Here is a 23,152-nt window from a genome sequence, read left to right as displayed (position 1 = left end):
CAGGAGCTTCCAATGGCGAAGAAACCCAACGCTGCCACTTTTATCAAAGACCCGCTCTGGTACAAAGACGCGGTGATCTACCAAGTCCACGTCAAATCGTATTTCGATTCCAATAACGACGGTATCGGTGACTTTCCCGGCCTGATCGCCAAGCTCGACTACATCGCCGACCTGGGTGTGAATACCATCTGGTTGCTGCCGTTCTACCCCTCGCCACGCCGCGACGATGGCTACGACATCGCCGAGTACCGTGGCGTGCACAGCGACTACGGCACCATGGCCGATGCCAAGCGTTTTATTGCCGAGGCGCACAAGCGCGGGCTGCGGGTCATCACCGAGCTGGTGATCAACCACACCTCCGACCAGCATCCCTGGTTCCAGCGTGCGCGCAAGGCCAAGCCAGGCTCGGCGGCGCGGGACTTCTACGTGTGGTCGGATGACGACCAGAAATACGACGGCACCCGCATCATCTTCCTCGACACCGAGAAGTCCAATTGGACTTGGGACCCGGTTGCGGGCCAGTATTTCTGGCACCGCTTTTATTCCCACCAGCCCGATCTCAACTTCGATAACCCGCAGGTCATGAAAGCGGTGTTGTCGGTGATGCGCTACTGGCTGGACATGGGCATCGATGGCCTGCGCCTGGACGCCATCCCGTACCTGATCGAACGCGATGGCACCAATAACGAAAACCTGCCCGAAACCCACGATGTGCTCAAGCAGATCCGTGCCGAGATCGACGCTCATTACCCGGACCGCATGCTGCTGGCCGAGGCCAATCAATGGCCGGAAGACACCCAGCTGTATTTCGGTGACAAAAAGGGCGACGACGGCGACGAATGCCACATGGCCTTCCACTTTCCGCTGATGCCGCGCATGTACATGGCGTTGGCGCAAGAAGACCGCTTCCCGATCACCGACATTCTGCGCCAGACCCCGGAGATTCCCGCCAATTGCCAGTGGGCGATCTTCCTGCGCAACCACGATGAATTGACCCTGGAAATGGTCACCGACAAAGAACGCGACTACTTGTGGAACTACTACGCCGCCGACCGCCGTGCGCGCATCAACCTCGGCATCCGCCGGCGCTTGGCGCCGTTGATGGAACGTGACCGCCGTCGTGTCGAACTGCTCAACAGCCTGCTGCTGTCGATGCCCGGTACACCGACCCTGTATTACGGCGATGAAATTGGCATGGGCGATAACATCTACCTGGGTGACCGCGATGGTGTGCGTACGCCGATGCAGTGGTCCATCGACCGCAACGGCGGTTTCTCACGCGCCGACCCGGCCAGCCTGGTGCTACCGCCGATCATGGACCCGCAATACGGCTACCAGTCGGTGAACGTCGAGACCCAAGCCCAGGACCCGCATTCGTTGCTGAACTGGACCCGGCGAATGCTGGCGGTGCGTAAGCAGTCCAAGGCGTTTGGCCGTGGCAGCCTGAAAATGCTCTCGCCGAGTAACCGGCGCATCCTCGCCTATACCCGCGAGTTCACCGGTGAAGACGGGCGCAACGAGATCATCCTCTGCGTGGCCAACGTGTCGCGCAGCGCCCAGGCGGCCGAACTGGACCTGTCGGCGTTTGCTGGCATGGTGCCGGTGGAGATGCTGGGCGGGAATGCCTTCCCACCCATCGGCCAACTCAATTTCCTGCTGACCCTGGCGCCTTACGGCTTCTATTGGTTTGTGCTGGCGCCGGAAAACCAGATGCCCAGCTGGCATGTGGAACCGGCCCAGAGCATGCCGGACTTCACCACGTTGGTATTGAAAAAACGCATGGAAGAACTGCTGGAAGAACCCTGCCGCGCCTCGCTGGAGCAAACAGCACTGCCGGCCTGGCTGCCCAAACGCCGCTGGTTCGCGGGCAAGGACACGGCGATCGACAGCGTGCGCATCGCCTATGGCGTGCGCTTTGGCGACGCGCAGCACCCGGTATTGCTCAGCGAGCTTGAGGTCAGTGCGGGTGGCCAAATCAGCCGCTATCAGCTGCCGTTCGGTTTCCTCGGTGAAGACCAGTTCACCAGCGCCTTGCCTCAGCAATTAGCCTTGGCCCGTGTACGCCGGGTGCGCCAGGTAGGCTTGGTGACCGATGCCTTCAGCCTCGAGCACTTTATCCGCGCCGTGATCCAGGGTTTGCAAGCGGGTACCGTACTGGACTCAAGCGAAGGCGAGCTGCGCTTCACCGCTACGCCTCATCTGGCCAAGCTGCAACTGACGGATGAGTCCGAGGTGCGCTATTTGTCGGCCGAGCAGTCCAACAGTTCGGTAGTGGTGGGCGAGAGCCTGGTGCTCAAGCTGATCCGCAAAGTCGCCTCCGGCGTGCACCCTGAGTTGGAGATGAGTGCTTACCTGACCGAAGCCGGCTACCCGAACATCTCGCCGTTGTTGGGCTCGATGATTCGCCACGACGCCGAGGGCCAGGACAACCTGCTGATGATTGCCCAAGGCTACCTGAGTAATCAGGGCGACGCCTGGGGATGGACTCAGAACAACTTGGAACGGGCGATTCGCGACGAGCTGGCCGAAGCCATCTCCGAGCAGGAACAGCACTACAACGCCCTGGGCGAGCTGGCGGATTTTGCTGGGTTGCTCGGTCAGCGCCTGGGCGAAATGCACGGGGTGCTCGGTGCGAAAACCACTCACAAGGACTTCAAGCCTGAAGTCACCACCGCCAAGGACACGCAGGCCTGGGCCAAGGATGTCGGCGCGCAGTTGGACCGTGCGTTGCACTTGCTCAACCTTCATCAAAACCAGTTGAACCCGGCGGATCAAGCGCTGGTCACTGAGTTGCTGGCGCAGAAAAAAGCCATCACCCGCCATGTGCAGGCGCTGGCGAAAGCCACCCTGGGTGGGTTGCGTATTCGGGTGCATGGTGACTTGCACCTGGGCCAGGTGCTGGTGGTGAAGGGCGATGCCTACCTGATCGACTTTGAAGGTGAGCCGGCGCGACCGCTGCACGAACGACGCGGCAAGCACAGCCCGTATAAAGATGTGAGCGGCGTGTTGCGCTCCTTCGATTACGCGGCGGCCATGGCCCTGAATGTACAAGGGGTGGATCACTCGCCCGAAGCGGACCAGGCGCGCAAACGCGTGACGGACCGTTACCTGAAAGAAGCACGCCAGGCCTTTATCCAGGTGTATCAGTCCGCTACGTCTACACTGGCGCATGACTGGCAGGACGCCAAAGGCCAGGACGCAGCGCTGACATTGTTCAGCCTGGAGAAGGCCGCGTATGAAGTGGCTTACGAAGCGGAAAACCGCCCGACTTGGTTGCCGGTGCCCCTGCAAGGGTTGCACGGACTGTTGAGCGGGCTTGCACCTATATCGAACACTGCACGCGGTGGGGAGACGTCATGAGCTTTACAAATAAAGAACCGCTGCAAGCGAAGTTGACTGCATTGCCGGCGTCCAAGGACGTCGAAGCGCTGGTACGCGCCGAGCATCACGACCCGTTTTCGATTCTCGGGCCGCACGATGATGAGCACGGTGGCCAGTTTATCCGCGCCTTCCTGCCGGAGGCCCTGAGCGTCCACGTTCTGGCACGCGACAGCGGTGAACAGCTCGGCAGCCTGGACGCGAGCCAGGTGCCGGGGTTGTTCGTCGGTCAGTTCAAGACCCGCGAACCCTATTTGTTGAAGATCCAGTGGGCCGGCGGTGAGCAGATCACCGAAGACCCTTACAGCTTCCAGCAACTGCTGCTGGGGGAGATGGACCTGTACCTGTTCGGCGAAGGCAACCATCGTGACCTCAGCAGTTGCCTGGGTGCCCAGGTGACCAGCGTCGATGGCGTGCAGGGTGTGCGCTTTGCCGTGTGGGCGCCGAATGCGCGGCGGGTGTCGGTGGTGGGCGACTTCAATATCTGGGACGGCCGCCGTCACCCGATGCGCCTGCGTCATCCGTCCGGCGTGTGGGAGATCTTTATCCCACGCCTGCAACCGGGCGCGGCCTACAAGTACGAAATTCTCGGCGCCAATGGGATCCTGCCGCTCAAGGCCGACCCGATGGCGTTGGCCACCCAGTTGCCGCCGGACACCGCCTCGAAGGTGGCCGAACCGTTGCAAGTGGACTGGCAGGACCACGCCTGGATGCAGTCACGGGTCGACAAGCAAAAGCCGACGGCGCCGCTGTCGATCTACGAACTGCATGTGGGCTCCTGGCAATGCGAGTTGGATGAAGCGGGCGAAGTGGCCCGCCAGTACAACTGGCGTGAGCTGGCTGAGCGCCTGGTTCCCTATGTACAGCAACTGGGCTTCACCCACGTCGAGCTGATGCCGATCATGGAGCACCCGTTTGGCGGCTCTTGGGGCTACCAGGCACTGTCGCAATTCGCCCCGACGGCGCGGTTCGGCTCGCCGGAAGATTTCGCCTATTTCGTCGATGCCCTGCACCAGGCCGACATCGGTGTGATCCTGGACTGGGTGCCGGCGCATTTTCCCACCGATACCCACGGCCTCGCGCAATTCGACGGCACCGCGTTGTATGAATACGCCAACCCGCTGGAAGGCTTTCACCAGGATTGGGACACGCTGATCTACAACCTGGGCCGCACCGAAGTGCACGGCTACATGCTCGCCTCGGCGCTGCATTGGCTCAAGCACTTCCATATCGACGGGCTGCGTGTGGATGCCGTCGCGTCGATGCTCTACCGCGACTACTCGCGCAAGGCCGGCGAATGGGTGCCGAACCGTCATGGCGGTCGCGAGAACCTGGAGGCGATTGATTTTCTGCGCCACTTGAACGACGTGGTGGCCCTGGAAGCGCCCGGCGCGCTGGTGATCGCGGAGGAATCCACGGCCTGGCCGGGTGTTAGCCAGCCGACCCAACAGGGCGGTCTGGGCTTCAACTACAAGTGGAACATGGGCTGGATGCACGATTCCCTGCACTACATCCAGCAGGACCCGGTGTACCGCGCCCATCACCACAACGAGTTGAGCTTCGGCCTGGTGTATGCGTGGTCCGAGCGCTTTATCCTGCCGATTTCCCACGATGAAGTGGTGCACGGCAAGCTCTCGCTGATCGACAAGATGCCCGGCGACCGCTGGCAGAAATTTGCCAACCTGCGCGCTTACCTGGCGTTCATGTGGATGCACCCCGGTAAGAAACTGCTGTTCATGGGCTGCGAATTCGGCCAGTGGCGCGAGTGGAACCACGACCAGCAACTGGACTGGTACCTGTTGCAGTACGCCGAACACAAAGGCGTGCAAAAGCTGGTCGGCGACTTGAACCGGCTGTACCGCGAAGAACCGGCCTTGCACGAGCAGGACGACGCGCCGCAGGGCTTCCAATGGCTGATCGGCGACGACGCAATCAACAGCGTCTATGCCTGGCTGCGCTGGAGCAAGGACGGTAAGCCGGTGCTGGTGGTCGCCAACTTCACCCCGGTGCCGCGTGAGGGTTACAAGGTCGGCGTGCCCTTTGCGGGGCGTTGGAGCGAAGTGATCAACAGTGACGCCGACATGTACGCAGGTTCCAATTACGGTAACGGAGGCGAGGTGTTTACCCAAGATGAACCCAACCATGGGCAAGCGGTGTCACTGGCGTTGAATCTGCCACCATTGGGGGTACTGATTCTGCGGCCGGAACCGCTTTAAAGGCTCTATCTTGCTGGATTCTGTTGTCCACGCTGGTGGCAGGGTGCCACAATGGCGCCTTTGTCGTGGCAGTCGAATCAGGCGGATTTCATGAATGGCCTTGGGCGTGGGCAGGACCAGGATTGCTTTATAGAGGAGCAGGTGCGGACTGACCGTTTGCACCAGCTGTTCCGGCAATCCTTTGCCGCGATATTCGGCAGTTACCTGGCCGCTCTCATGCTCTGCTGGCTGTGCTGGGACCGGTTTGACCATCAGGTCATCCTGGTCTGGCTGGGCGCGTTGGCGGTGTCCTCGCTGCTGCGTGTGAAGATGTTCATGGAGTGGTTTCGCTGCCCCAACGCCGAGCGCACGCCCAAGCGTTGGGAACGCCGTTACTGGCTGACGCTGATGCTGTCTGCCGGGATCTGGGGCGCCGGCGCCCTGGCGGTGATGCCCACCGATGACCGGCTGTCCCAGGCACTGGTGATGTTGTTCACCGTGGGCATGTCCGTCAGCGCCGTGTCCTGTTATTCGGCTTACCGCTACATGACCCTGGCCTCCCTGGCCCTGGTGTTGCTGCCGTGCACGCTGTGGCTGTTGTTCCAGCCGTCTTCCATGCAAGTCGGCGTGGCCATCGCGGTGCTGGTGTTTTCCACCTTTGTGATCAGCGCCACGCGCAAACTCTCGGATGCCTTGGAAAAGGCCTTCCGCCTGACCCGGCAAATGGAACGTGCCCACACTATTTCCACCCGTGCGGCCCAGACCGATGAACTCACCGGCCTGATGAACCGTCGTGCGTTTTTCGAACATGCCCAGGTGCTGTACGAGCAATGCCGCCACAACCGGCAACCGCTGTGCGCGCTGATGATGGACATGGATCACTTCAAGCAAATCAACGATACCTACGGCCACCAGGCCGGTGATCAGGTGCTGCGCCAGATTGGTGGGGTGATCAGTGCGTCGTTCCGCCAGGCCGATGTGTACGGACGCTTGGGCGGCGAGGAGTTTGCGGTGCTGCTGCCCAATACGTCGTTGGACACCGCGCGCACTATCGCCGAGCAGTTGGTCAAGGCGATCTCGGGCCTGGCTTCCGAGCCGGTGCATGGGCTGAGCGCCAGCCTGGGCGTTGCATCTACCCACACCCAGGACCAGGACCTGCACGGGCTGATGAACACCGCCGACAAAGCGCTGTACCGCGCCAAGGCCCAAGGCCGCAATCAGGTGGCGGTGGCGGAGTAGGGCTCAAAGCATCGCTTTGGCCAGGGCCCGCGCAACCTGATCGGCGGAGTAGGGCTTGGCAAGGAATTCGAACCCTTCGTAGCCGCTGTCGGCCAGCTCTTCGCTGTAGCCGGAGGTGAGCACCACCGGCAAGTCCGGGCGCCGTTGGCGCAGCACTTTGGCCATGGCCACGCCGGTCATGCCCGGCATCACCACGTCCGAAAAGATCCCGTCGAACGCCAGGGCATCCGCGCCGGCCAGCGTGAGTGCCTGCTCGGCATCGGTGGCCCAGGTGGTCTGGTAACCGAGGTCCTGAAGGATCTGGTTGGCAAAGCGGCCGACTTCGAGGTTGTCTTCCACGATCAGGATATGGCACTGCGCCGTATCATGGGTGGGCGACTGGCTTTCCGGCGTCGGGTCGGGCTGCGCCACCTGCTGCGCCACTTCGGGCAGGTACAGGGTGAACACGGTGCCTTCGCCAGGGCGGCTTGCGACGTCGACGTTCCCCCCGGACTGCTTGGCAAACCCGAATACCTGGGACAGCCCCAGCCCGGTGCCTTTGCCTACAGCCTTGGTGGTAAAGAAAGGCTCGAAAATGCGCTCGAAGGTATCAGAGGAAATACCTGTGCCGGTATCCGCCAGGGAAATGCTCACAAAGGGCTGGCGTGCCTCTTCATCGCCACGGATACGCGGCATCGAGTCCACATTCGCCACGCGTAAAGTCAGGGTGCCTTGCCCGTCCATCGCGTCGCGGGCATTCAGGGCGATGTTGATCAGTGCGGTCTCGAATTGGCTCGCGTCGACGCGCACGTGGCAAGGGCGCTCTGGCAACCGCACCTGCACATGGATGCGCGCACCGGTAACGCTTTCGAGCATCTCGCCGATGTTCTTGACCCGTTGGCCCGCATCGAAGACTTCCGGGTTGAGCGGTTGGCGCCGGGCGAAGGCGAGCAATTGGCTGGTGAGCTTGCTGGCGCGCTCCACCGTGTCGGACACCGCGCCCATGTAGCGCTGGCGCCGCTCCTCGGAGAGTCCGGGCTGACGCAGGAAGTCCACCGACGAACGAATGATGGTCAACAGGTTGTTGAAGTCATGGGCGACGCCGCCGGTCAATTGACCGATGGCTTCGAGTTTCTGCGATTGGCGCAGCGCGGCTTCGGCCTGGGTGAGGGCGTTGGTGCGCTCTTGCACCCGCTGTTCCAAGGTGGCGTTGAGCTCGGTAAAGGCTGCCAGGCCTTCGCGCACAGCGACGTCGGCGCGCACCCGCTCGATATGGGCCCACGAGCGCTCGGTGACCTCGCCGACCAGTGCCAGGTCGTAGGGCGACCAGGCGCGGGCCGTTTTGTGGTGCACGGCCATCAGTGCTGTCAGGCGACCGTCCTTGATCAGCGGGAAGCACACGGTGGCGAGCGCGCCCAAGGCCTGATAGCTGGCGGCGACTTCGGGAGCGAATTCGAATCGGTTGTCCTGGACCACCAGCGGCTCGCCCGCGCGCAGGCGCTGCACCGCCAATGCGCCGAATGACGCCAGGCTGTAGTGGCCCAGGATGCTCGGCGAGCCCGGCGCTGCCCAGTTGCCGCGAATGGTAAAGCCGTCTTCGTCGGCATCCATGTCGGCATACGCACAGTTGGACACCTGCAGGTGCTCGGCCAGCAGACGCGTGGTGGTGGACATGATGCTTTCGGCGTCGGTGGCATTCGCCACGGCGCTGCCAACGGCATCCAACACCGCCAGGCGGCGGTTCAGGAAGACGGTGGTGGTGGTTTCGGTGACGGTATCCAACATCCCCACTACCTGGCCCTGAGGGTCGCGGATGGGGCTGTAGCAAAAAGTGAAATACGCCTGCTCCGGCCCGGAGCCACGCTCGATCATCAGCGGGAAGTTTTCAATAAAGGTCGCATGCCCGTCGAACGCCGCGTCGGCGATTGGGCGCACCTGCTCCCAGACTTCGCGCCAGGTTTCGCTGAACGGGCGCCCCAGGGCGTCAGGTTTGTTGCCCAGGATTGGAATAAACGCATCGTTGTAAAGGGTGATCAGGCTCGGCCCCCAGATGATGGCCTGGGGGAAGCTCGACGCAAAGCACAGCGCCGCGGTGGTCTTGAGCACATCCGGCCACTCTTCCAGCGGTCCCAGCGGCGTACTCGCCCAATCATGCAGGCGGACCCGCTCAGCCATGTCGCTGCTACTTTGCAGCCAATTCATCATCGCAAGAACACCTTGTTTGCCACAGTCTGTCGAACGCCTGAGCGGGTCAGGTCAGCAATCAACAGACCGGCATGGCCGCTGCCAAGTTCAGCGGCATTATCCATGAGATGGCGAATTGATGCCTCCTCCGTTCGGATAGATCTGTGAGCGTGTTTATTGCGCGCCGAAAACCCCTGTCCAATAAATCCCGGCATCACTTTTCGGGTCCATGGCATACGCCGCACCCAGTTCGCGAAATTGCGGGTTCATCAGGTTGGCGCAATGGCCCGGACTGGCCAGCCAACCGTCCACCACCTTGCTCGGCGTATCCAGGCCGGCGGCGATGTTTTCGCCAATATTCTTCGCGCTATACCCGGCCAGTTCGGCGCGGTCACCGGGGGTGCGCCCGTCGTGGTCGAGGTGGTCGAAGAAATTGCCGTTGGCCATGTTACGCGTGTGGTTGTTGGCGGCGTCGGCCAGGGCGTCATTCCAGGACAAGGGTGTGGTTGCGGTAAACGCCTGGGTGCCGCATTGGCGCGGTTGCGCACGCGCGGTGTTGATCAGGTTGAGCAGTTTTTTGCCTTCGGTCTGCCAATCGCCCAGGCCGCTGGTCAGCAGTGGACGGGCAAGCACGATGCGCCAGTCCTGGCCACTGTTGCTTACGCCGATATCGACAAATTGCGGGTCCAGCACCACCCGGCAGAAGCTTTCGCGCACGGCCTTCATGGCTGACTGGGCATCCTTGGGCCCGGACAGGCTGATGGCCTGAACGTTGACCATCGGGTACGCGGCCCGGGCCAGCGCTTGCTGCAAATCGCCGACGTTGGTGGCCGGCAGCACCAGCCGCGTATCGCTGGCCAGCGGTGGCAGTTCCTGGGAACCCTGGTCGCCGCAGCGTTGTACCTGGCTGCGGTATTGGTTGATCTGTTGTACTAACTGACTCTCTTCATTCGCCATCGCGCTGGCGCAGAACACCGTACTGGCGGCCAGCGTCGTGAGACCCATCATCAATGACAGAACGCGCATGGACGTTACCCTTGAGCTTGAAAGTGCCCATGATGCGCGATGTAACCCGGTCTGGTGCAACGCCTTTTTTGTTTTTTTGCCTCAATGGGTGTTCTTGGCGGTATTAAAGGCGCTGGCGCGGCGCAATGCCATCACACCGGCCAGCAGGATCAAGCCCAGCGCCACGCTGAAGGTCACATGCAGGCCATGGGTCACGGATTGCGGGAGCGCACGGGTGACATCCGGACTGGCCCACGCGAACACCGCCCCCAGCGCTGAAGCACCGAGGATCAGGCCTAGATTGCGTGACAGGTTCAGCAGGCCCGACACGGTGCCGCGATGCGCCGCCTCTATATCGCTCATCACCGCCGTGTTGTTGGCAGCCTGGAACAGGCTGTAGCCCGTCGTCAGAATAACCAGCGCGGCCAGATAGGCGATCAATCCAGACGCCAGCGACAGCAGCAGCGCCCCACACCCCAGCACGCCCAGCCCGGCGAGTGTCATGCGCTGGCTGCCGAGGCGGTCGGTCAGGCGGCCGGCCGGGATACCGGTGACGGCCGCCACACAGGGGCCGACGGCCATGGCCAGGCCCATCCACTCCGGGGCCAGCCCCAGGCCCCTGGACAAATAAAAGGGCCCGACCACAAAGGTGGCCATGATCACTGCGGCCACCAAGGCACTCATGGTCAGGCTGCTGCGCAATGACGCGTCCTTCAGTAAAGACCAGACACCAGAGGCCGCACCGGCGGGTACCTGCGCACGATCAACCGGCAAACTGCGATAAGCGAGGGCGGCGGCCAGCAGCCCCAACGGCACCCCGACCAGGAAAATCGCGCGCCAACCCCACAGGCTCAGCAATACCCCGCCCAGGCTGGGACCCATGGCAGTGCCGACGGCGGACATCGTGCCCAGCCATCCCATGACCCGGCCGGTACGTTCCCGGGTGACGGTATCGCCCACCATTGCCAGGGCCATGGCCATCATCACTGCTGCGCCGAGGCCTTGCAGGACGCGCGCGGCAATCAGACCCTCCAGCGAGGGGGCCAGCCCGCACAGCCCGCACGCCACGGCGAACAGCAGCAAGCCGGCGAGCAATACGCGTCGACGGCCCCAGCGGTCACCCAGGCGCCCGGCGCTGACGATCACTGCCGTGATTGCCAGCAGATAGGCCAGCACCACCCACTGCACCGCGTGAAACGACGCATCAAACGCCTGCGCCAGGCTGGGCAGGCCGACATTGGCGATGCTGGTGCCGAGGGAGGCCAGCAACATGGACAGGGACAGGCTGACGAGGCTGCCGCGAGAAGAGGGGGGCATGGGTAATCCTTGAGTGAAGGCAACTGTCACAAATCTACGGCGTGGCCTACCATGGCGGAAGACGCATGGGTTGCAGTTAATACCTGCATCTGACGCCTGATAAGGAGCACCGATGGCCGATTTAAATTTGCTGGTCACCCTGGATGTATTGCTCGCCGAAGGCAGTGTGGCCGGCGCGGCCAGACGCTTGCGCCTGAGCCCCTCGGCGATGAGCCGCGCTTTGGCGCGTTTACGCGAAACCACCGGCGACCCGTTGCTGGTGCGCGCCGGTCGCGGCCTGGTGCCTACGCCGAGGGCGGTGGAACTGCGCGAACAGGTCAGCCGCCTGGTGCAGGAAGCCAGCGCCGTGTTGCGGCCCGTGCACACGCTGGACATGGCTCAGGTCGAGCGCACCTTTACCCTGCGTACCAGCGAAGAATTCGTCGAAAATGTCGGTGCGGCGTTGTTGGCACGTACGGCACGGGAAGCACCCGGTGTGCGCCTGCGCTTTATCCATAAAACCGACAAGGACAGTGCGCTGCTGCGTGACGGCAGCGTCGACCTGGAAACCGGCGTGGTCGACCCTGCGGCCAGCCCCGAAGTGCTGACCCAGGCGCTGTTCCGTGACCGTTTGGTTGGGGTGGTACGCAGCGGCCATGCGCTCAGCCAGGGCGACGTCAGCGCCCGGCGTTATGCCGAGGGCCAGCACGTCTACGTATCACGCCGTGGCCAGGACCGTGGCCAGATCGACGACGCGCTTGAGGCCCAGGGCCTGACGCGCCAGATCAGCACCATCGTCGCCGGGTTCGCCACCGCCATTGCCCTGGCCCGCGACACCGACCTGATCGCCAGCGTGCCTGAACGCTACACCCTCCATCAACGGGAAGGCCTGCATCACTTTGAGCTGCCGGTGGCGCTGCCGACCTTCACCGTCGCGATGCTGTGGCACCCCAGGCTCGATGCCGACCTGGCCCATCGCTGGTTGCGCGGGTGTTTGCGCGAGGTATGTGCCGAGCAGGTACAATCCGCGTTGCCTTGATGCTTAACCCCAGGAATCTGCATGTTCAGCCTTACCCGCTACACCACACCATGCCCGGAGCCTATCAATGCTCAGATCCTGCAGATGGTGGTGGACAACCTCACCGACATCAGCAGCGTGGCGCTGCCGCCGAGTAACCTGCTGTACAACATCTACCAGTACGCGATTGGCTTTGAGGTGCATCTGTACTTGGAAGCGCTGGACGGTTCAAAGGGCATTGCCGTCGAGTTGGTCGTGGCCACCGATCCGCAAGACCCGCAGAAGGTGATGGGCTTTGTGCTGTACCTGCCGGTGAAGGAGGCTCCCGAGGCCTGCGGAATCGCTTTCATGGCGGTGCAAGTCGGCTATCGGCGCCAGGGCGTGGCTCGCGGGATGATGCGCGACGTGCTGAGCCGTCATCCCCATGCGGAACTGGCCTGCTCCATAGAGAAGGTGCCAGCGTTTGAAAGCATGGGCTTTCGGGTACGTGGCGCACGTGAGACTCAAGTGCTGATGAACACGCGGGACTACGGTACCGACGGCCTGATGGGCGTGCTGGATGTGGCGGCGATCTATAGCTCGCTGGAGGTGCGGCAGATTCATACCTACCTGCTGCAAAAGCACGGCAAGCGCGCGATGGTGGATGCCGAGAAGCAGCGTGACCGCCACCTGGATCAACTGGCACGTAAGGTCCAGGCATTTATTGCTCGTGGTGAACACGGCCGCGATTGACCATCGCCAGGATAGTCGCCAGCAATTCCTGCTGCGCTTCTTCACGGCTGATCTCGCCACTGAACGCCGCCTGGGATAGCGCTTCCGCAGCGCCCAGCATCGCCCTTAAGCCAGCCTTGGACACGTGGCCGAAGGGCGACAGCGCGTCGCGACACTTATCGAGGAAGATCGCCTCGTAATGGCGCTTGAGGGTTTCCAGCTCCGGCGAGCTGCTCAAGGCCGCAATCACCCCCGGGATTTCCCGGCCCTGCAACAACACGCACTCCACATAGGACGCGGCGATCACCCCGGCGCGATCCTCAAGGGTGGCGCTGCTGGCCTGTATGGCGTCGACAAACACTTGGTTCTGGCGCGCATCGAAATCCTCATACAACGCGACCAGCAACCCCGCACGGGTGACGAAATGGTCGTAGACCACCGGTTTGGTCACGCCCGCCAGTTCCGCCAGGCGACCGAGCGTCAGTGCTTCAGTGCCTTCATCGCGCACCAGTTGCCAGGCCACATCGAGTAATTGACGCAGGCGTTCTTCACGGGACAGGCGCCGACGTGGGGCAGGGGATTCGCTGCTTGACATGCTTATATACCAAAAGTAACTTACTAATCGTAACTTAAGCCCAGCGTAACCCCAAAGGGAGTCCCTGTCATGCACGCACTTATCGTTGTTGCACATCACGACCCACAATCCCTCACCCACAGCGTGGCTGCGCAGGTAGCCGCCGGGCTCACTGCCGCTGGCCACACTGTTGAAATCGCCGACCTTGCCGCCGAAGGTTTTGACCCGCGCTACACCGCCGCCGACCATGCGGTTCACCGAACCCGGGCCACGCCACCCGCCGATGTGCGGGCCGAACAGGCCCGCATCGACCGTGCCGACGCCCTGGTGCTGGCGTTCCCGATTTACTGGTGGTCATTGCCGGGACTGCTCAAAGGCTGGATCGACCGCGTATTCATCAACGGCTGGGCCATCGAATACGGCCCCGATACGCCGGTGGTGAAAAAGCTGCGGCACCTGAACGTGCATTTGCTGGCCTTGGGCGCAGCGGATGACGATGCGTTTGATCGACACGGCTATGCCCAGGCGATGCGCACGCAGATCGACTACGGGATCTTCGATTACTGTGGCGCGCAGGTGCTGACCTCGGCGCTGTTGCTCGACTCGGAAAGCGGCGGGGCGCAGGCGCATTTGGAGAAGGCGTGGGCCGTGGGGCAGGGTTTGTTCGACGTCGAGACAGTCGCCGGTTGATTCAACCTTCGCGAATCCAGCAGACGGGCGGTGAAGATGTTGTGGCGGGCATGGAACTTGGAACGATTGGACGATCAATCATGGTGTTCACAAACACTTGAGATAAAGTTAATGACGTCAATTTCTTCTGCACCTGGAACCGCGTTCATTGCCCCCCACCATCGATACGTCTTACGGAAAGCCCACGCAAGATCAAGTGAGGCAAGATCAACAAAACGATGCGAAAAAAAACCATCCCTTTCCGAACGTCTCGCCTGAACAACTGCAGACCTTGAACAGCGAGCAACTGCAGAGGCTCAACAAATATCCCGATATGAGCTATCAAGACGTGAGGGGTGGGCATGGGATGGAGTTTGCCAACGGTTTCGTCTGGTAACGGGTTTAGCTACGACAGACGCTGTGCCTGCGGCAACTGGGTGCTGACGCGTTTAAAGGGCTGACTACTGTCCAAACAGGTCATGTGCATCAAGCAACCGATAAGCAACCTCCGGCCGTTTTTCCATACCTTTACGGATTGCGGCCGGAATCGACAACCGAGTCTTGCGACACAAGCCTGGCAGTTTGTCGATCACAATCTGAATCCCACGCATGCTTTTGACTTCAGTGTGGCCGGGTGCGACATGTACGCGGATACCCAGTTGCAGGTACATCAAGCGCTGCATGTGTTCCAGGTCTTCCAGGCTTTGAAGGTTTTCCAGGCGCTCCAGCAGCTTCTTCTCTTCCTGGCGGGTCAGTCGCAGGATGCGTTGGTCTGCCGAGGGGGTGCCAAGCAGTTGTTCGCGCTCGCAGTCACATAACGCAGGTGGGCAGGGTTGGCGAATTGTCATGATCACTCCCTCCCCACACCGTTGCCGACAGTTTAGTAGGTCAGTTGAACGCCCAGGCTACCCAGGGCATTCCAGTATTCAGGATAGGTCTTGCCCACGCAGTCGGGGTCCTGGATCTTGATTCCTGACACTTTCAAGCCCGCCAGCGCAAAGCACATGGCGATGCGGTGGTCGGCGTGGGTGTCGATCAGCGCGTTGCAGGAAGTGCCGGCCAGGGCCGGGTCGCTGGCCACCAGCAGGTCATCGCCCTCGATGGTTGCCAGGCCCGGACGGATTTCGTTCAGGCCATCATGCAGCGCCTGGACGCGGTCACATTCCTTGACGCGCAAGTTGGCCAGCTCAGTGAAGCGCACCGGGGTGTTGTTGAACGCAGCCAGCACCGCCAGGGTCGGGATAGCGTCCTGCATCTGCGAGCCAACCACCGTGGCTTGCATGTTCGGGAACTGCGCGATCACGGCCTGGGCCTTGGCGTCCGGCTGGGTGAAATCCTGCGCGGCCACGCCGATGTCGATACGGCCACCGGTCAGCACTTCTGCGGCCCACAGGTAAGTGGCGGCGGAGGCGTCAGGTTCGATCAGGTAATCATGAGCGGTGTAGCCGCCAGGGGCGACGCGCCAGGTGGTGTCGTTGACGGCTTCAACCTGGGCACCGAAGGCACGCATGCAGTCCAGGGTCAGGTCCACGTAGCCACGGGCGCCGATGTCCTTGCCGGTCAGTGCCACTTCAATCGGCGCTTCGCCGCAGGCTGCGAGCATCAGCAGGGCCGATACGTATTGGCTGGACAGACCGCCGTCGATCTCGAAGCGCTTGGCTTTGATCTTGCCCACGCCGTGCACGGTGACCGGTGGGCAACCGGTGGGGCTGTCGACCTGGATACCGTTCTGGCCGAGGGTCTCCAGCAGCGGGCCGATTGGGCGTTTTTGCATGTAGTCATCGCCGTCGAGCACCACGGTGCCTTCAACGGTGGCCACGGCGGCGGTGAGGAAGCGCATGGCGGTGCCGGCGTTGCCGAGGAACAGTGGCTGCGGCGGCAGTTGCAGTTTGCCTTGGCCGGTGACGACGAAGGTGGTGTCGTCGGGTTCGTCGATGGTGACGCCCATTTGGCGCAGGGCCACTGACATGTGGCGGGTGTCGTCGCTCTTGAGGGTGCCGCTGAGGCGGCTGGTGCCCTTGGCCAGGGCGGCCAGCAGCAGGGCGCGGTTGGTGATGGATTTGGAGCCGGGGGGGGCGACCTTGCCGTTGAGGGGGGCGTTGGGCGGTGTAACGGTCACGGTTTTCTGCGAACTCAAGGTACAAGGCTCCTGATTCAAGGCAAGGTGGGATGGAGTGGCCGACGGGCGGATTTGAATGATCGGGTATAGGTGTGGTGCTTGTCGAGCTTGCGATGGCGGTGGTGCGGTGTGCCTATCCGTTATTTGGGGGGGCCGCCCCCAAATCCCTGTCGAATCCCGGCCAGCGTGTTTGACGGGGCGCTTGAGATCAAGATCTACAGCACGTATCGCTTTGCCAACCAATAATCATGCAACGCCCGCGCTGCCGGTTCGATTTCGCTGACGCGTTGCTGGTGTGCTTGTACGTCCAGGTCGGCGGGCAGTTCGAAGTTGTCTTGTTCGGCGCACCAGGAGATTTTTTCCAGCAGGGCGGCCTGTTCTGCCGGCAGTTCCGGCCAGTTGCCGATGGCGGCGCCGCGGATGTAGCCAAAGCACCATTCTTCGGCGAGGGTGACGTTCTGGCCCTGGTGTTCGGTTTCGTCGAAGCGGGCCTTGAAGCCTTGCGCGTCGGTGGCCAGTTGGCTGGCCAGGGTGTTGATGTGGCGCACGCACAGTTCGAGGAAGCTTTGCGCTTCGTCCATGTTGTTCCAGTCGGGGTTTTGCCCGCCCCAGATCGCCGGGAACCACTCTGCCACATCCACTTGGACCGGGCTGGAGACCAGCGCGGTGAAGTAGCCGTGGAGTTCGGCCAGGTTCAGGACCGAATGGTCGTCGCCGTACTTGAGCAGGGTGTCTTCGATGAATTCGAAGTCGGCGGCGGTGAGGGGGTGGGCGTGCATGGGCATATCCTTTAAACGTCGAGCGCCGCAGGTGAGGCGGCTTAAAGCGCGAAGGATGGCGTGTGTGCAGGGTTTTATCCAGCGCTTTGCAGTGTTTTACCTGCGCGGCTGGCACAGCTTGCTCACGCAGACCGAACCGACCACAGCGAGGATGATCGCCAGCAGTGCGCCATTGGCCAGGTTGATAACGGTGCGCCCACAACATTTCATTACGTTTGCCCGTCCTGTTTTTGGCTGATGCGTCGTGGTGCACCCTTGTTATAGTTCGGGCCTCATCACTCGCCAGTCAGGGATCACTGCCATGTCCGAATACCAAGCTTTCGTCGTCGAACTCGCCGGCAACGTTGCCCATGTGCAGATCAACCGTCCGGAAAAGATCAACGCGATGAACGCGGCGTTCTGGACCGAAATCATCGACATCTTCCAATGGGTCGAAGACACCGACGCCGTACGCGCCGTGGTGCTCAGCGGGGCCGGCAAGCATTTCTCCTCCGGCATCGACCTGATGATGCTGGCCTCGGTGGCCAACGAGTTCGGCAAGGACGTGGGCCGCAACGCGCGCCTTTTGCGCCGCAAAATCCTCGAACTGCAAGCCTCGTTCAATGCCGTCGACAACTGCCGCAAGCCGGTGCTGGCGGCGATCCAGGGCTATTGCATCGGCGGTGCCATTGACCTGATCAGCGCCTGCGACATGCGCTACGCGGCTGACGGCGCGCAGTTCTCGATCAAGGAAATCGACATCGGCATGGCGGCCGACGTCGGCACCCTGCAGCGCCTGCCGCGCATCATCGGTGACGGCATGCTGCGCGAGTTGGCCTATACCGGCCGCCAGTTCGGCGCCGAGGAGGCGCGCAGCATCGGCCTGGTCAATCGCGTTTATCCCGATCAGGACAGCCTGTTGGCCGGGGTGATGGAAATCGCCCATGAAATTGCCGCCAAATCGCCGATTGCGGTCACCGGCACCAAGGCCATGATCAGCTACATGCGTGACCATACGGTCAATGACGGCTTGGAATACGTTGCCACCTGGAACTCGGCTATGTTGCAATCCAACGACCTGCGCGTGGCCATCGCGGCCCATATGAGTAAGCAGAAACCCGAATTCGTGGATTGACTGACATGACCCCAGGCTGGATTACCACAACGCTGCTGGACAACGACACCCCCGGCGGCTGGGCCGTTGCCCGCAGCCGCGACGGCTTTTTGCATGACACCAATGGCCCCTTGTTCCCCCGGGAATGGCTCAAGCGCCAGGACCTGTCGGTGTTCGCCGAACACGGCATCGGCCACCTCGACGGTGAGCCGGTGTACCTGCTGGAACTCAATAGCGCCGGTGAAGTGCCGGGCTGCAGTTGGCAAGGCCTGCGCGGCTTCATGCTGCAAGGCGACCACACCTTGTACAAAGTGCTGGGTTACGCCGCGCAGATCGGTACGTGGGCGCGCGAGCATCGGTTTTGCGGCAGTTGCGGCCAGCCCATGGTCCAGGTGCCGCGCGAGCGTGCGATGTATTGCCAGGCCTGTGACCTGCGCAGCTACCCGCGGATTTCGCCGAGCATGATCGTGCTGGTGACCCGTGGCGACGAGATCCTGCTGGCGCGTTCGCCACGCTTTGTCACGGGGGTGTACAGCACGTTGGCGGGGTTTGCCGAGCCGGGTGAGTCGGCCGAAGACTGCCTGATCCGCGAGGTACGCGAGGAAGTGCAGGTGGAGGTCAAGAATATCCAGTACATGGGCAGCCAGTGCTGGCCGTTCCCGCATTCGATGATGCTCGGCTTCCATGCCGAGTACGCCGGTGGCGACATCGTGCCCCAGGCTGACGAGATCGAGGACGCGCAGTGGTTCAACATCCACAACCTGCCGCCGCTGCCGGCGTCACGCTCGATTGCGCGTTACCTGATCGACCTCTACCTGGCCCGTCGCCTAGGCCACGCTGAACCAGTGCTGCCAGGCTAGGCGCACCGTCAGGCCGAGGACCACGGTGATGAACACCGGGCGAATGAATTTGGCGCCGCCGCTGATCGCGCTGCGTGCGCCAAAGAACGCGCCACACATCACCGATACGCCCATGGCCAGGCCGACGATCCAGTCCACCGAGCCGTTGAAGATAAACACCGACAGTGCCGCCGCGTTGCTGACGAAGTTCATGCTGCGCGCCACGCCGCTGGCCTTCACCAAGTCGATGGGGTGCAACAGCATCGTGCTGACGGTCCAGAACGCGCCGGTGCCCGGACCCGCCACGCCATCGTAGAAGCCCAGGCCGAAGCCCTGGGTGGATTGCCACTTCTTCTTGATCGGCGCGTCGGCATCCAGCGGCGCCTTGGGCGTGCCGCCGAACAACAGGTAAAGGCCACAGCCGAACACGATCACCGGCAGCATCTTGTTCAGGGTTTCAGCCGGCAGGTAGTGGGCCACTACCGCGCCAGCGAGGGCGCCAATCAGCGTGCCGACAATGGCGTGCACCCACTGGCGCGGGTGGAACAGCTTGCGGCGGTAAAAGGTGAAGCTGGCGGTGGCCGAGCCGAAGGTGGAGCTGAGCTTGTTGGTGCCCAGTACCAAGTGCGGCGGCATGCCGGCGGTGAGCAGGGCGGGCGTGGTGAGCAAGCCCCCGCCGCCGGCGATGGCATCGATGAAACCGGCGATAAAGGCGACCGCCGCCAGGATGGCGAGGGTGGTGAGGTCTACGCTGAGTTCGAAGGGCATGGTCAGGGCTTATTATTGGCAGGGCGCTAAGCGAAAGGCCGCCATCTTACTCGCGGGGAGTCTGCAAATCCAAATGTGGGAGGGGGCTTGCCCCCGATGGCGGTGCTCCAGCTCACTCATCTTTAGCTGGCCCACCGCTATCGGGGGCAAGCCCCCTCCACATTTACAGAGTGTTCACCGGGTCATTTGTGTGTTCCCAGCCACTCCAGGGCCGTGCGCCAGATACAAATCCCGAGGAAATACGCCGACATCAGCGACCACAACCCAAACGTCCACGGGTTGGTGTTGGGATAGTCCACCACCATCAAGAAGCTGCACAGCAACCAGATCGTGGTCACGGCGATATTGATCGGCATGAACCGCTTGACGCGGAACGGGTGCAGGAACTTCATCGGCGTCACCGTCAGCAGCGCCAGGCCAATCACGGTGAGCAAAGTCACCCAGGCTTCCGGCTGGATGATATAGACGCACAGCGCAACCACGTTCCACGCGGCGGGGAAGCCGACGAAGTAGTTGTCTTTGCTCTTCATGTTCACGTTGCAGAAGCAGAACAGCGACGACACCAGGATCACCGACACCGTCAGCAGGTGGGTAAATTCCGGCAGGTCGATATAGCGGTAGATAAACAGTGCCGGAATAAACACGTAGGTGAGGTAATCGATCACCAGGTCGAGCACCGAGCCGTCGAAACTGGGCAGTACCGTGCTGACATTCACCCGTCGCGCCAGTGAGCCGTCGACACCGTCTACCACCAACGCCAGGCCCAGCCAGAGCAGGCAGGCCTTGGGTGAGTTTTCCAGCAGCGCCAGGGTGGCCAGGAAGGCCAATACCACACCGGTGGCGGTGAAGCCGTGGGCGCCCCAGGCTTTGAGTCTGGCTACATGCAGGGTCGATATCACGGGCGGATCTCCAAAAGGTGAAACAGGGCAGCCGACGACGTGACGCCGTCGAGTCTGGCCGGGGGATGCAGGTATCGACCGGGAAGGGGGTAAGAAGGTTCACCACCCGGCGTATCACTTAGCGTAGCAAGCGTAGGCAGTTTCGGCATCAGCCTTGGCGGAACACCAGTGCCTTTAAGCCACTTTGCGCGTCAATATCAGGAAATTCCGGCGGGTTTTGCAGCCGTTCGACAAAGCGCAGCCCAGGGGCCTCGCGTGTCACGCCGTCGATCAGGAAGTCTTCGCCAAAGGCCGGGTCGTTCATGCAGGCCAGTACCGTGCCCTGTGGCGTGAGCAGATCCGGCAGGCGACGCAGGACGCGCTGGTAGTCCTTGGTCAGCAGGAAGCTGCCTTTCTGGAACGACGGTGGGTCGATGATCACCAGGTCGTAGGGGCCGCCATGCGTGACCTTGGCCCAGGACTTGAACAGGTCGTGGCCCAGGAAGCTGACCTTGCTCAGGTCATGACCATTGAGGCGATGGTTGTCGCGGCCACGGCTCAGGGCGCCACGGGCCATGTCCAGGTTCACTACGTGGTCGGCGCCACCTTCGATGGCCGCCACCGAAAACCCGCACGTGTAGGCGAACAGGTTGAGCACCCGCTGGCCTTTGGCCTGTTCGCGCACCCAATTGCGCCCGTAGCGCATGTCGAGGAACAGCCCGCTGTTCTGTTTTTTACCCAGGTCGATCAGGTAGCGCAGCCCGCCTTCGGTGATGGTCAGCTCGTCGACGGGGCCGCCCACCAGCCATTCGGTGGTGCTTTGCGGCAGGTAGCGGTGTTGCAGGGCGACGGTGTAAGTGCCGAATCGGGTTTGCAGCAGTTGCTTCAAGGCTTGCAACTGCGCAGCTTCCGGCGCCTTGAACAACGCCACCAGCAGCACGCCTTGCAACCAGTCTACGGTCAATTGCTCCAGGCCCGGCCAGCAGCGGCCACGGCCGTGGAACAGGCGCCGGGTTTCCGCCGGTGGGGTGGCCAGGGCTGTGAGCAAGTGGGCGTGCAGGGTGGCGAGTGCGTCTGGGTTCATCGTTAAACGTCGTTCGTTGAGCGGGCGGCATTTTAAACACAATTGCCGGTGCGAGGGGGCTGGATGAATGGCGCGATGCCCTGGCTTCGCTGGTGGCCAACGCCGGCCCCGCGCGGGCGCGGCAGGTCCTTGACCTGCTGAGCGATGCAACTCCAAATGGGGTGTTGTCTAGAACGTGGCGATCAGGGCCGGCCCAAACGCTTCCTTGAGAAAGCCCGGCGCGATATACCGCTCGTAATGCGCTTCGGACAGCAGGAAAAATTCCCGGTCAATCGCATCGCGCAAATCCGCCAGGCTGCGCTCACGAAATTCCGGCAGCAACGCCAGCCCATACGCATCCAGCTTGGAAATCACCCGCGCACCCCGGGCAATCAGTTGGTACGCCCAGCAATACGGCGATTGGTGCGGCACAAAACGGATCTTGCGATTTTCCAGTTGCTGGCGCAGCAGGTGCGCATCAAACACCTCGAGTTTGCTGGCCATCACCTGCACCAGCAATTGCTCCAGGCGCAGCCACACCGCTTGTTTTTCCTCGGCGTTGTAGCCATTCCACTGGATCACTTCATGGTGATAACGCTTGCAGCCCCGGCAGACCAGGTCCCCGTAAACGGTGGAGCACAGGCCGACGCAAGGTGTCTTGATGGTTTGATTGGGCATAAGAGGCAATTTGCAAAGATCTATAGTGCACCGCAACCCCTGTGGGATGGGGCTTGCCCCCGATCGCGGTGCATCAGTCACTGAAGCTTGAACTGAACGAACATCATCGGGGGCAACCCCCCTCCCGCATTTTGGGGCCTCGTCCGTGGATCAGTCCCAGCTCAACGCGCCGCCGGTCTGGTATTCGATCACGCGGGTCTCGAAGAAGTTTTTCTCTTTCTTCAAGTCCATGATCTCGCTCATCCACGGGAACGGGTTGGTGGTGCCTGGATACTCTTCCTTCAAGCCAATCTGCGACAGGCGACGGTTAGCGATGAACTTCAAGTAATCTTCCATCATCGCCGCATTCATCCCCAACACGCCGCGCGGCATGGTATCGCGCGCATATTCAATCTCCAGCTGCGTCCCTTGCAGAATCATCTGGGTCGCTTCTTCCTTCATCTCGGCATCCCACAAATGCGGGTTTTCGATTTTGATCTGGTTGATCACATCGATACCGAAGTTCAGGTGCATCGACTCGTCACGTAGGATGTACTGGAACTGCTCGGCCACGCCGGTCATTTTGTTGCGACGGCCCATGGACAGGATCTGGGTGAAGCCGCAATAGAAGAAGATGCCTTCCAGGACGCAGTAGTAGGCGACCAGGTTACGCAGCAGCTCTTTATCCGTCTCGACGGTACCGGTTTC

Annotated in this window: 21 protein-coding genes; 9 read left to right on the top strand and 12 right to left on the bottom strand. The window is 61.9% G+C overall.

Annotation, left to right across the window (positions count from 1 at the left end):
• Positions 1–12: 12 nt before the first annotated feature.
• The 3 genes from treS to AO064_RS14705 are packed head-to-tail and all read left to right on the top strand — an operon-like array spanning position 13 to position 6,812.
• A complete protein-coding gene (gene treS, locus AO064_RS14715; protein ID WP_064053792.1) occupies positions 13–3,360 on the top strand; it encodes a maltose alpha-D-glucosyltransferase in 3,348 nt (1,115 codons plus the stop codon).
• Positions 3,357–5,594 (top strand): 1,4-alpha-glucan branching protein GlgB, encoded by a 2,238-nt coding sequence (gene glgB / locus AO064_RS14710; protein ID WP_064053791.1) that lies wholly within the window; start codon positions 3,357–3,359, stop codon positions 5,592–5,594. Before treS ends, glgB begins: the two co-directional genes overlap by 4 nt.
• A gap of 51 nt (positions 5,595–5,645) precedes the next feature.
• Positions 5,646–6,812, top strand: coding sequence for a GGDEF domain-containing protein (locus tag AO064_RS14705; RefSeq protein WP_064053790.1), 1,167 nt, complete (start codon positions 5,646–5,648; stop codon positions 6,810–6,812).
• Between the two features lie 3 nt (positions 6,813–6,815).
• On the opposite strand, the gene AO064_RS14700 is transcribed toward AO064_RS14705, so the two are convergent.
• From AO064_RS14700 to AO064_RS14690, 3 genes are all read right to left on the bottom strand, one after another.
• Positions 6,816–8,996, bottom strand: coding sequence for a GAF domain-containing protein (locus AO064_RS14700; RefSeq protein WP_064053789.1), 2,181 nt, complete (start codon positions 8,994–8,996; stop codon positions 6,816–6,818).
• A 153-nt stretch (positions 8,997–9,149) separates the two neighbouring features.
• Entirely contained in the window at positions 9,150–10,001 is an 852-nt protein-coding gene (locus AO064_RS14695; RefSeq protein WP_064053788.1) for a CAP domain-containing protein, read from the bottom strand.
• Between the two features lie 81 nt (positions 10,002–10,082).
• Entirely contained in the window at positions 10,083–11,297 is a 1,215-nt protein-coding gene (locus tag AO064_RS14690; protein WP_064053787.1) for an MFS transporter, read from the bottom strand.
• A gap of 112 nt (positions 11,298–11,409) precedes the next feature.
• Here AO064_RS14690 and AO064_RS14685 point away from each other — a divergent pair, with 112 nt between their 5' ends.
• Positions 11,410–12,315 (top strand): LysR family transcriptional regulator, encoded by a 906-nt coding sequence (locus AO064_RS14685; protein WP_064053786.1) that lies wholly within the window; start codon positions 11,410–11,412, stop codon positions 12,313–12,315.
• 21 nt (positions 12,316–12,336) lie between these two features.
• Complete coding sequence (locus AO064_RS14680) at positions 12,337–13,026, top strand: GNAT family N-acetyltransferase (RefSeq protein ID WP_064053785.1); 690 nt, start codon at positions 12,337–12,339, stop codon at positions 13,024–13,026.
• On the opposite strand, the gene AO064_RS14675 is transcribed toward AO064_RS14680, so the two are convergent.
• Positions 12,995–13,600, bottom strand: coding sequence for a TetR/AcrR family transcriptional regulator (locus tag AO064_RS14675; RefSeq protein WP_064053784.1), 606 nt, complete (start codon positions 13,598–13,600; stop codon positions 12,995–12,997). The genes AO064_RS14680 and AO064_RS14675 overlap by 32 nt on opposite strands.
• Positions 13,601–13,669: 69 nt before the next feature.
• On the opposite strand from AO064_RS14675, the gene AO064_RS14670 reads away from it, so the two are divergent.
• Both AO064_RS14670 and AO064_RS14665 read left to right on the top strand, forming a co-directional pair.
• Positions 13,670–14,269 (top strand): NAD(P)H-dependent oxidoreductase, encoded by a 600-nt coding sequence (locus AO064_RS14670; RefSeq protein WP_064053783.1) that lies wholly within the window; start codon positions 13,670–13,672, stop codon positions 14,267–14,269.
• A gap of 148 nt (positions 14,270–14,417) precedes the next feature.
• Positions 14,418–14,645: a hypothetical protein gene (locus tag AO064_RS14665; protein WP_064053782.1), complete on the top strand. Its 228-nt coding sequence runs from the start codon at positions 14,418–14,420 to the stop codon at positions 14,643–14,645.
• Positions 14,646–14,709: 64 nt separating this feature from the next.
• Here AO064_RS14665 and AO064_RS14660 read toward each other — a convergent pair whose 3' ends face one another.
• The 3 genes from AO064_RS14660 to AO064_RS14650 form a co-directional block, all read right to left on the bottom strand.
• On the bottom strand, positions 14,710–15,096 hold the full coding sequence (locus tag AO064_RS14660; RefSeq protein WP_043205271.1) for a hypothetical protein: 387 nt from the start codon (positions 15,094–15,096) through the stop codon (positions 14,710–14,712).
• Positions 15,097–15,128: 32 nt separating this feature from the next.
• Positions 15,129–16,385 (bottom strand): 3-phosphoshikimate 1-carboxyvinyltransferase, encoded by a 1,257-nt coding sequence (locus AO064_RS14655; protein WP_064053781.1) that lies wholly within the window; start codon positions 16,383–16,385, stop codon positions 15,129–15,131.
• Between the two features lie 197 nt (positions 16,386–16,582).
• Entirely contained in the window at positions 16,583–17,146 is a 564-nt protein-coding gene (locus AO064_RS14650) for a UPF0149 family protein (protein ID WP_064053780.1), read from the bottom strand.
• 301 nt (positions 17,147–17,447) lie between these two features.
• Between AO064_RS14650 and AO064_RS14645 the strand changes: the two genes are divergently transcribed.
• The gene (locus AO064_RS14645) at positions 17,448–18,260 is read left to right on the top strand and encodes a crotonase/enoyl-CoA hydratase family protein (RefSeq protein WP_046033823.1); all 813 of its coding nucleotides are present in this window, start codon (positions 17,448–17,450) and stop codon (positions 18,258–18,260) included.
• 5 nt (positions 18,261–18,265) lie between these two features.
• Positions 18,266–19,099 carry an NAD(+) diphosphatase gene (gene nudC / locus AO064_RS14640; RefSeq protein WP_046033824.1) on the top strand — a complete coding sequence of 278 codons (834 nt, stop codon included), beginning with the start codon at positions 18,266–18,268 and terminating at the stop codon, positions 19,097–19,099.
• On the opposite strand, the gene AO064_RS14635 is transcribed toward nudC, so the two are convergent.
• The 5 genes from AO064_RS14635 to AO064_RS14615 all read right to left on the bottom strand — a co-directional run.
• Positions 19,067–19,846 carry a TSUP family transporter gene (locus tag AO064_RS14635; RefSeq protein WP_012723965.1) on the bottom strand — a complete coding sequence of 260 codons (780 nt, stop codon included), beginning with the start codon at positions 19,844–19,846 and terminating at the stop codon, positions 19,067–19,069. The two genes, nudC and AO064_RS14635, sit on opposite strands and share 33 nt — an antisense overlap.
• 182 nt (positions 19,847–20,028) lie before the next feature.
• Positions 20,029–20,745: a phosphatidylcholine synthase gene (gene pcsA, locus AO064_RS14630; RefSeq protein ID WP_012723966.1), complete on the bottom strand. Its 717-nt coding sequence runs from the start codon at positions 20,743–20,745 to the stop codon at positions 20,029–20,031.
• 148 nt (positions 20,746–20,893) lie between these two features.
• Positions 20,894–21,808, bottom strand: a complete 915-nt coding sequence (locus AO064_RS14625; protein ID WP_043205274.1) for a class I SAM-dependent methyltransferase — start codon at positions 21,806–21,808, stop codon at positions 20,894–20,896.
• Positions 21,809–21,976: 168 nt separating this feature from the next.
• Positions 21,977–22,465 (bottom strand): DUF1289 domain-containing protein, encoded by a 489-nt coding sequence (locus AO064_RS14620; RefSeq protein WP_012723968.1) that lies wholly within the window; start codon positions 22,463–22,465, stop codon positions 21,977–21,979.
• A gap of 150 nt (positions 22,466–22,615) precedes the next feature.
• Positions 22,616–23,152 (bottom strand): ribonucleotide-diphosphate reductase subunit beta (locus tag AO064_RS14615; RefSeq protein WP_156521567.1); only part of this gene is annotated, 537 nt, incomplete at its 5' end.

This window comes from Pseudomonas marginalis (assembly GCF_001645105.1).
Lineage (GTDB): Bacteria > Pseudomonadota > Gammaproteobacteria > Pseudomonadales > Pseudomonadaceae > Aquipseudomonas > Aquipseudomonas petroselini.
The sequence above is the reverse complement of the archived record's forward strand: the minus strand, read 5'-3'. Positions and strand labels throughout refer to the sequence as shown.

Bases quoted from the DNA above. Each gene is read 5' to 3' on its own strand.
- treS (WP_064053792.1), top strand. From the start codon at position 13: ATGGCGAAGAAACCCAACGCTGCCACTTTTATCAAAGACCCGCTCTGG.
- glgB (WP_064053791.1), top strand. From the start codon at position 3,357: ATGAGCTTTACAAATAAAGAACCGCTGCAAGCGAAGTTGACTGCATTG.
- AO064_RS14705 (WP_064053790.1), top strand. From the start codon at position 5,646: ATGGCGCCTTTGTCGTGGCAGTCGAATCAGGCGGATTTCATGAATGGC.
- AO064_RS14700 (WP_064053789.1), bottom strand. From the start codon at position 8,996: ATGATGAATTGGCTGCAAAGTAGCAGCGACATGGCTGAGCGGGTCCGC.
- AO064_RS14695 (WP_064053788.1), bottom strand. From the start codon at position 10,001: ATGCGCGTTCTGTCATTGATGATGGGTCTCACGACGCTGGCCGCCAGT.
- AO064_RS14690 (WP_064053787.1), bottom strand. From the start codon at position 11,297: ATGCCCCCCTCTTCTCGCGGCAGCCTCGTCAGCCTGTCCCTGTCCATG.
- AO064_RS14685 (WP_064053786.1), top strand. From the start codon at position 11,410: ATGGCCGATTTAAATTTGCTGGTCACCCTGGATGTATTGCTCGCCGAA.
- AO064_RS14680 (WP_064053785.1), top strand. From the start codon at position 12,337: ATGTTCAGCCTTACCCGCTACACCACACCATGCCCGGAGCCTATCAAT.
- AO064_RS14675 (WP_064053784.1), bottom strand. From the start codon at position 13,600: ATGTCAAGCAGCGAATCCCCTGCCCCACGTCGGCGCCTGTCCCGTGAA.
- AO064_RS14670 (WP_064053783.1), top strand. From the start codon at position 13,670: ATGCACGCACTTATCGTTGTTGCACATCACGACCCACAATCCCTCACC.
- AO064_RS14660 (WP_043205271.1), bottom strand. From the start codon at position 15,096: ATGACAATTCGCCAACCCTGCCCACCTGCGTTATGTGACTGCGAGCGC.
- AO064_RS14650 (WP_064053780.1), bottom strand. From the start codon at position 17,146: ATGCACGCCCACCCCCTCACCGCCGCCGACTTCGAATTCATCGAAGAC.
- AO064_RS14645 (WP_046033823.1), top strand. From the start codon at position 17,448: ATGTCCGAATACCAAGCTTTCGTCGTCGAACTCGCCGGCAACGTTGCC.
- nudC (WP_046033824.1), top strand. From the start codon at position 18,266: ATGACCCCAGGCTGGATTACCACAACGCTGCTGGACAACGACACCCCC.
- AO064_RS14635 (WP_012723965.1), bottom strand. From the start codon at position 19,846: ATGCCCTTCGAACTCAGCGTAGACCTCACCACCCTCGCCATCCTGGCG.
- AO064_RS14625 (WP_043205274.1), bottom strand. From the start codon at position 21,808: ATGAACCCAGACGCACTCGCCACCCTGCACGCCCACTTGCTCACAGCC.
- AO064_RS14620 (WP_012723968.1), bottom strand. From the start codon at position 22,465: ATGCCCAATCAAACCATCAAGACACCTTGCGTCGGCCTGTGCTCCACC.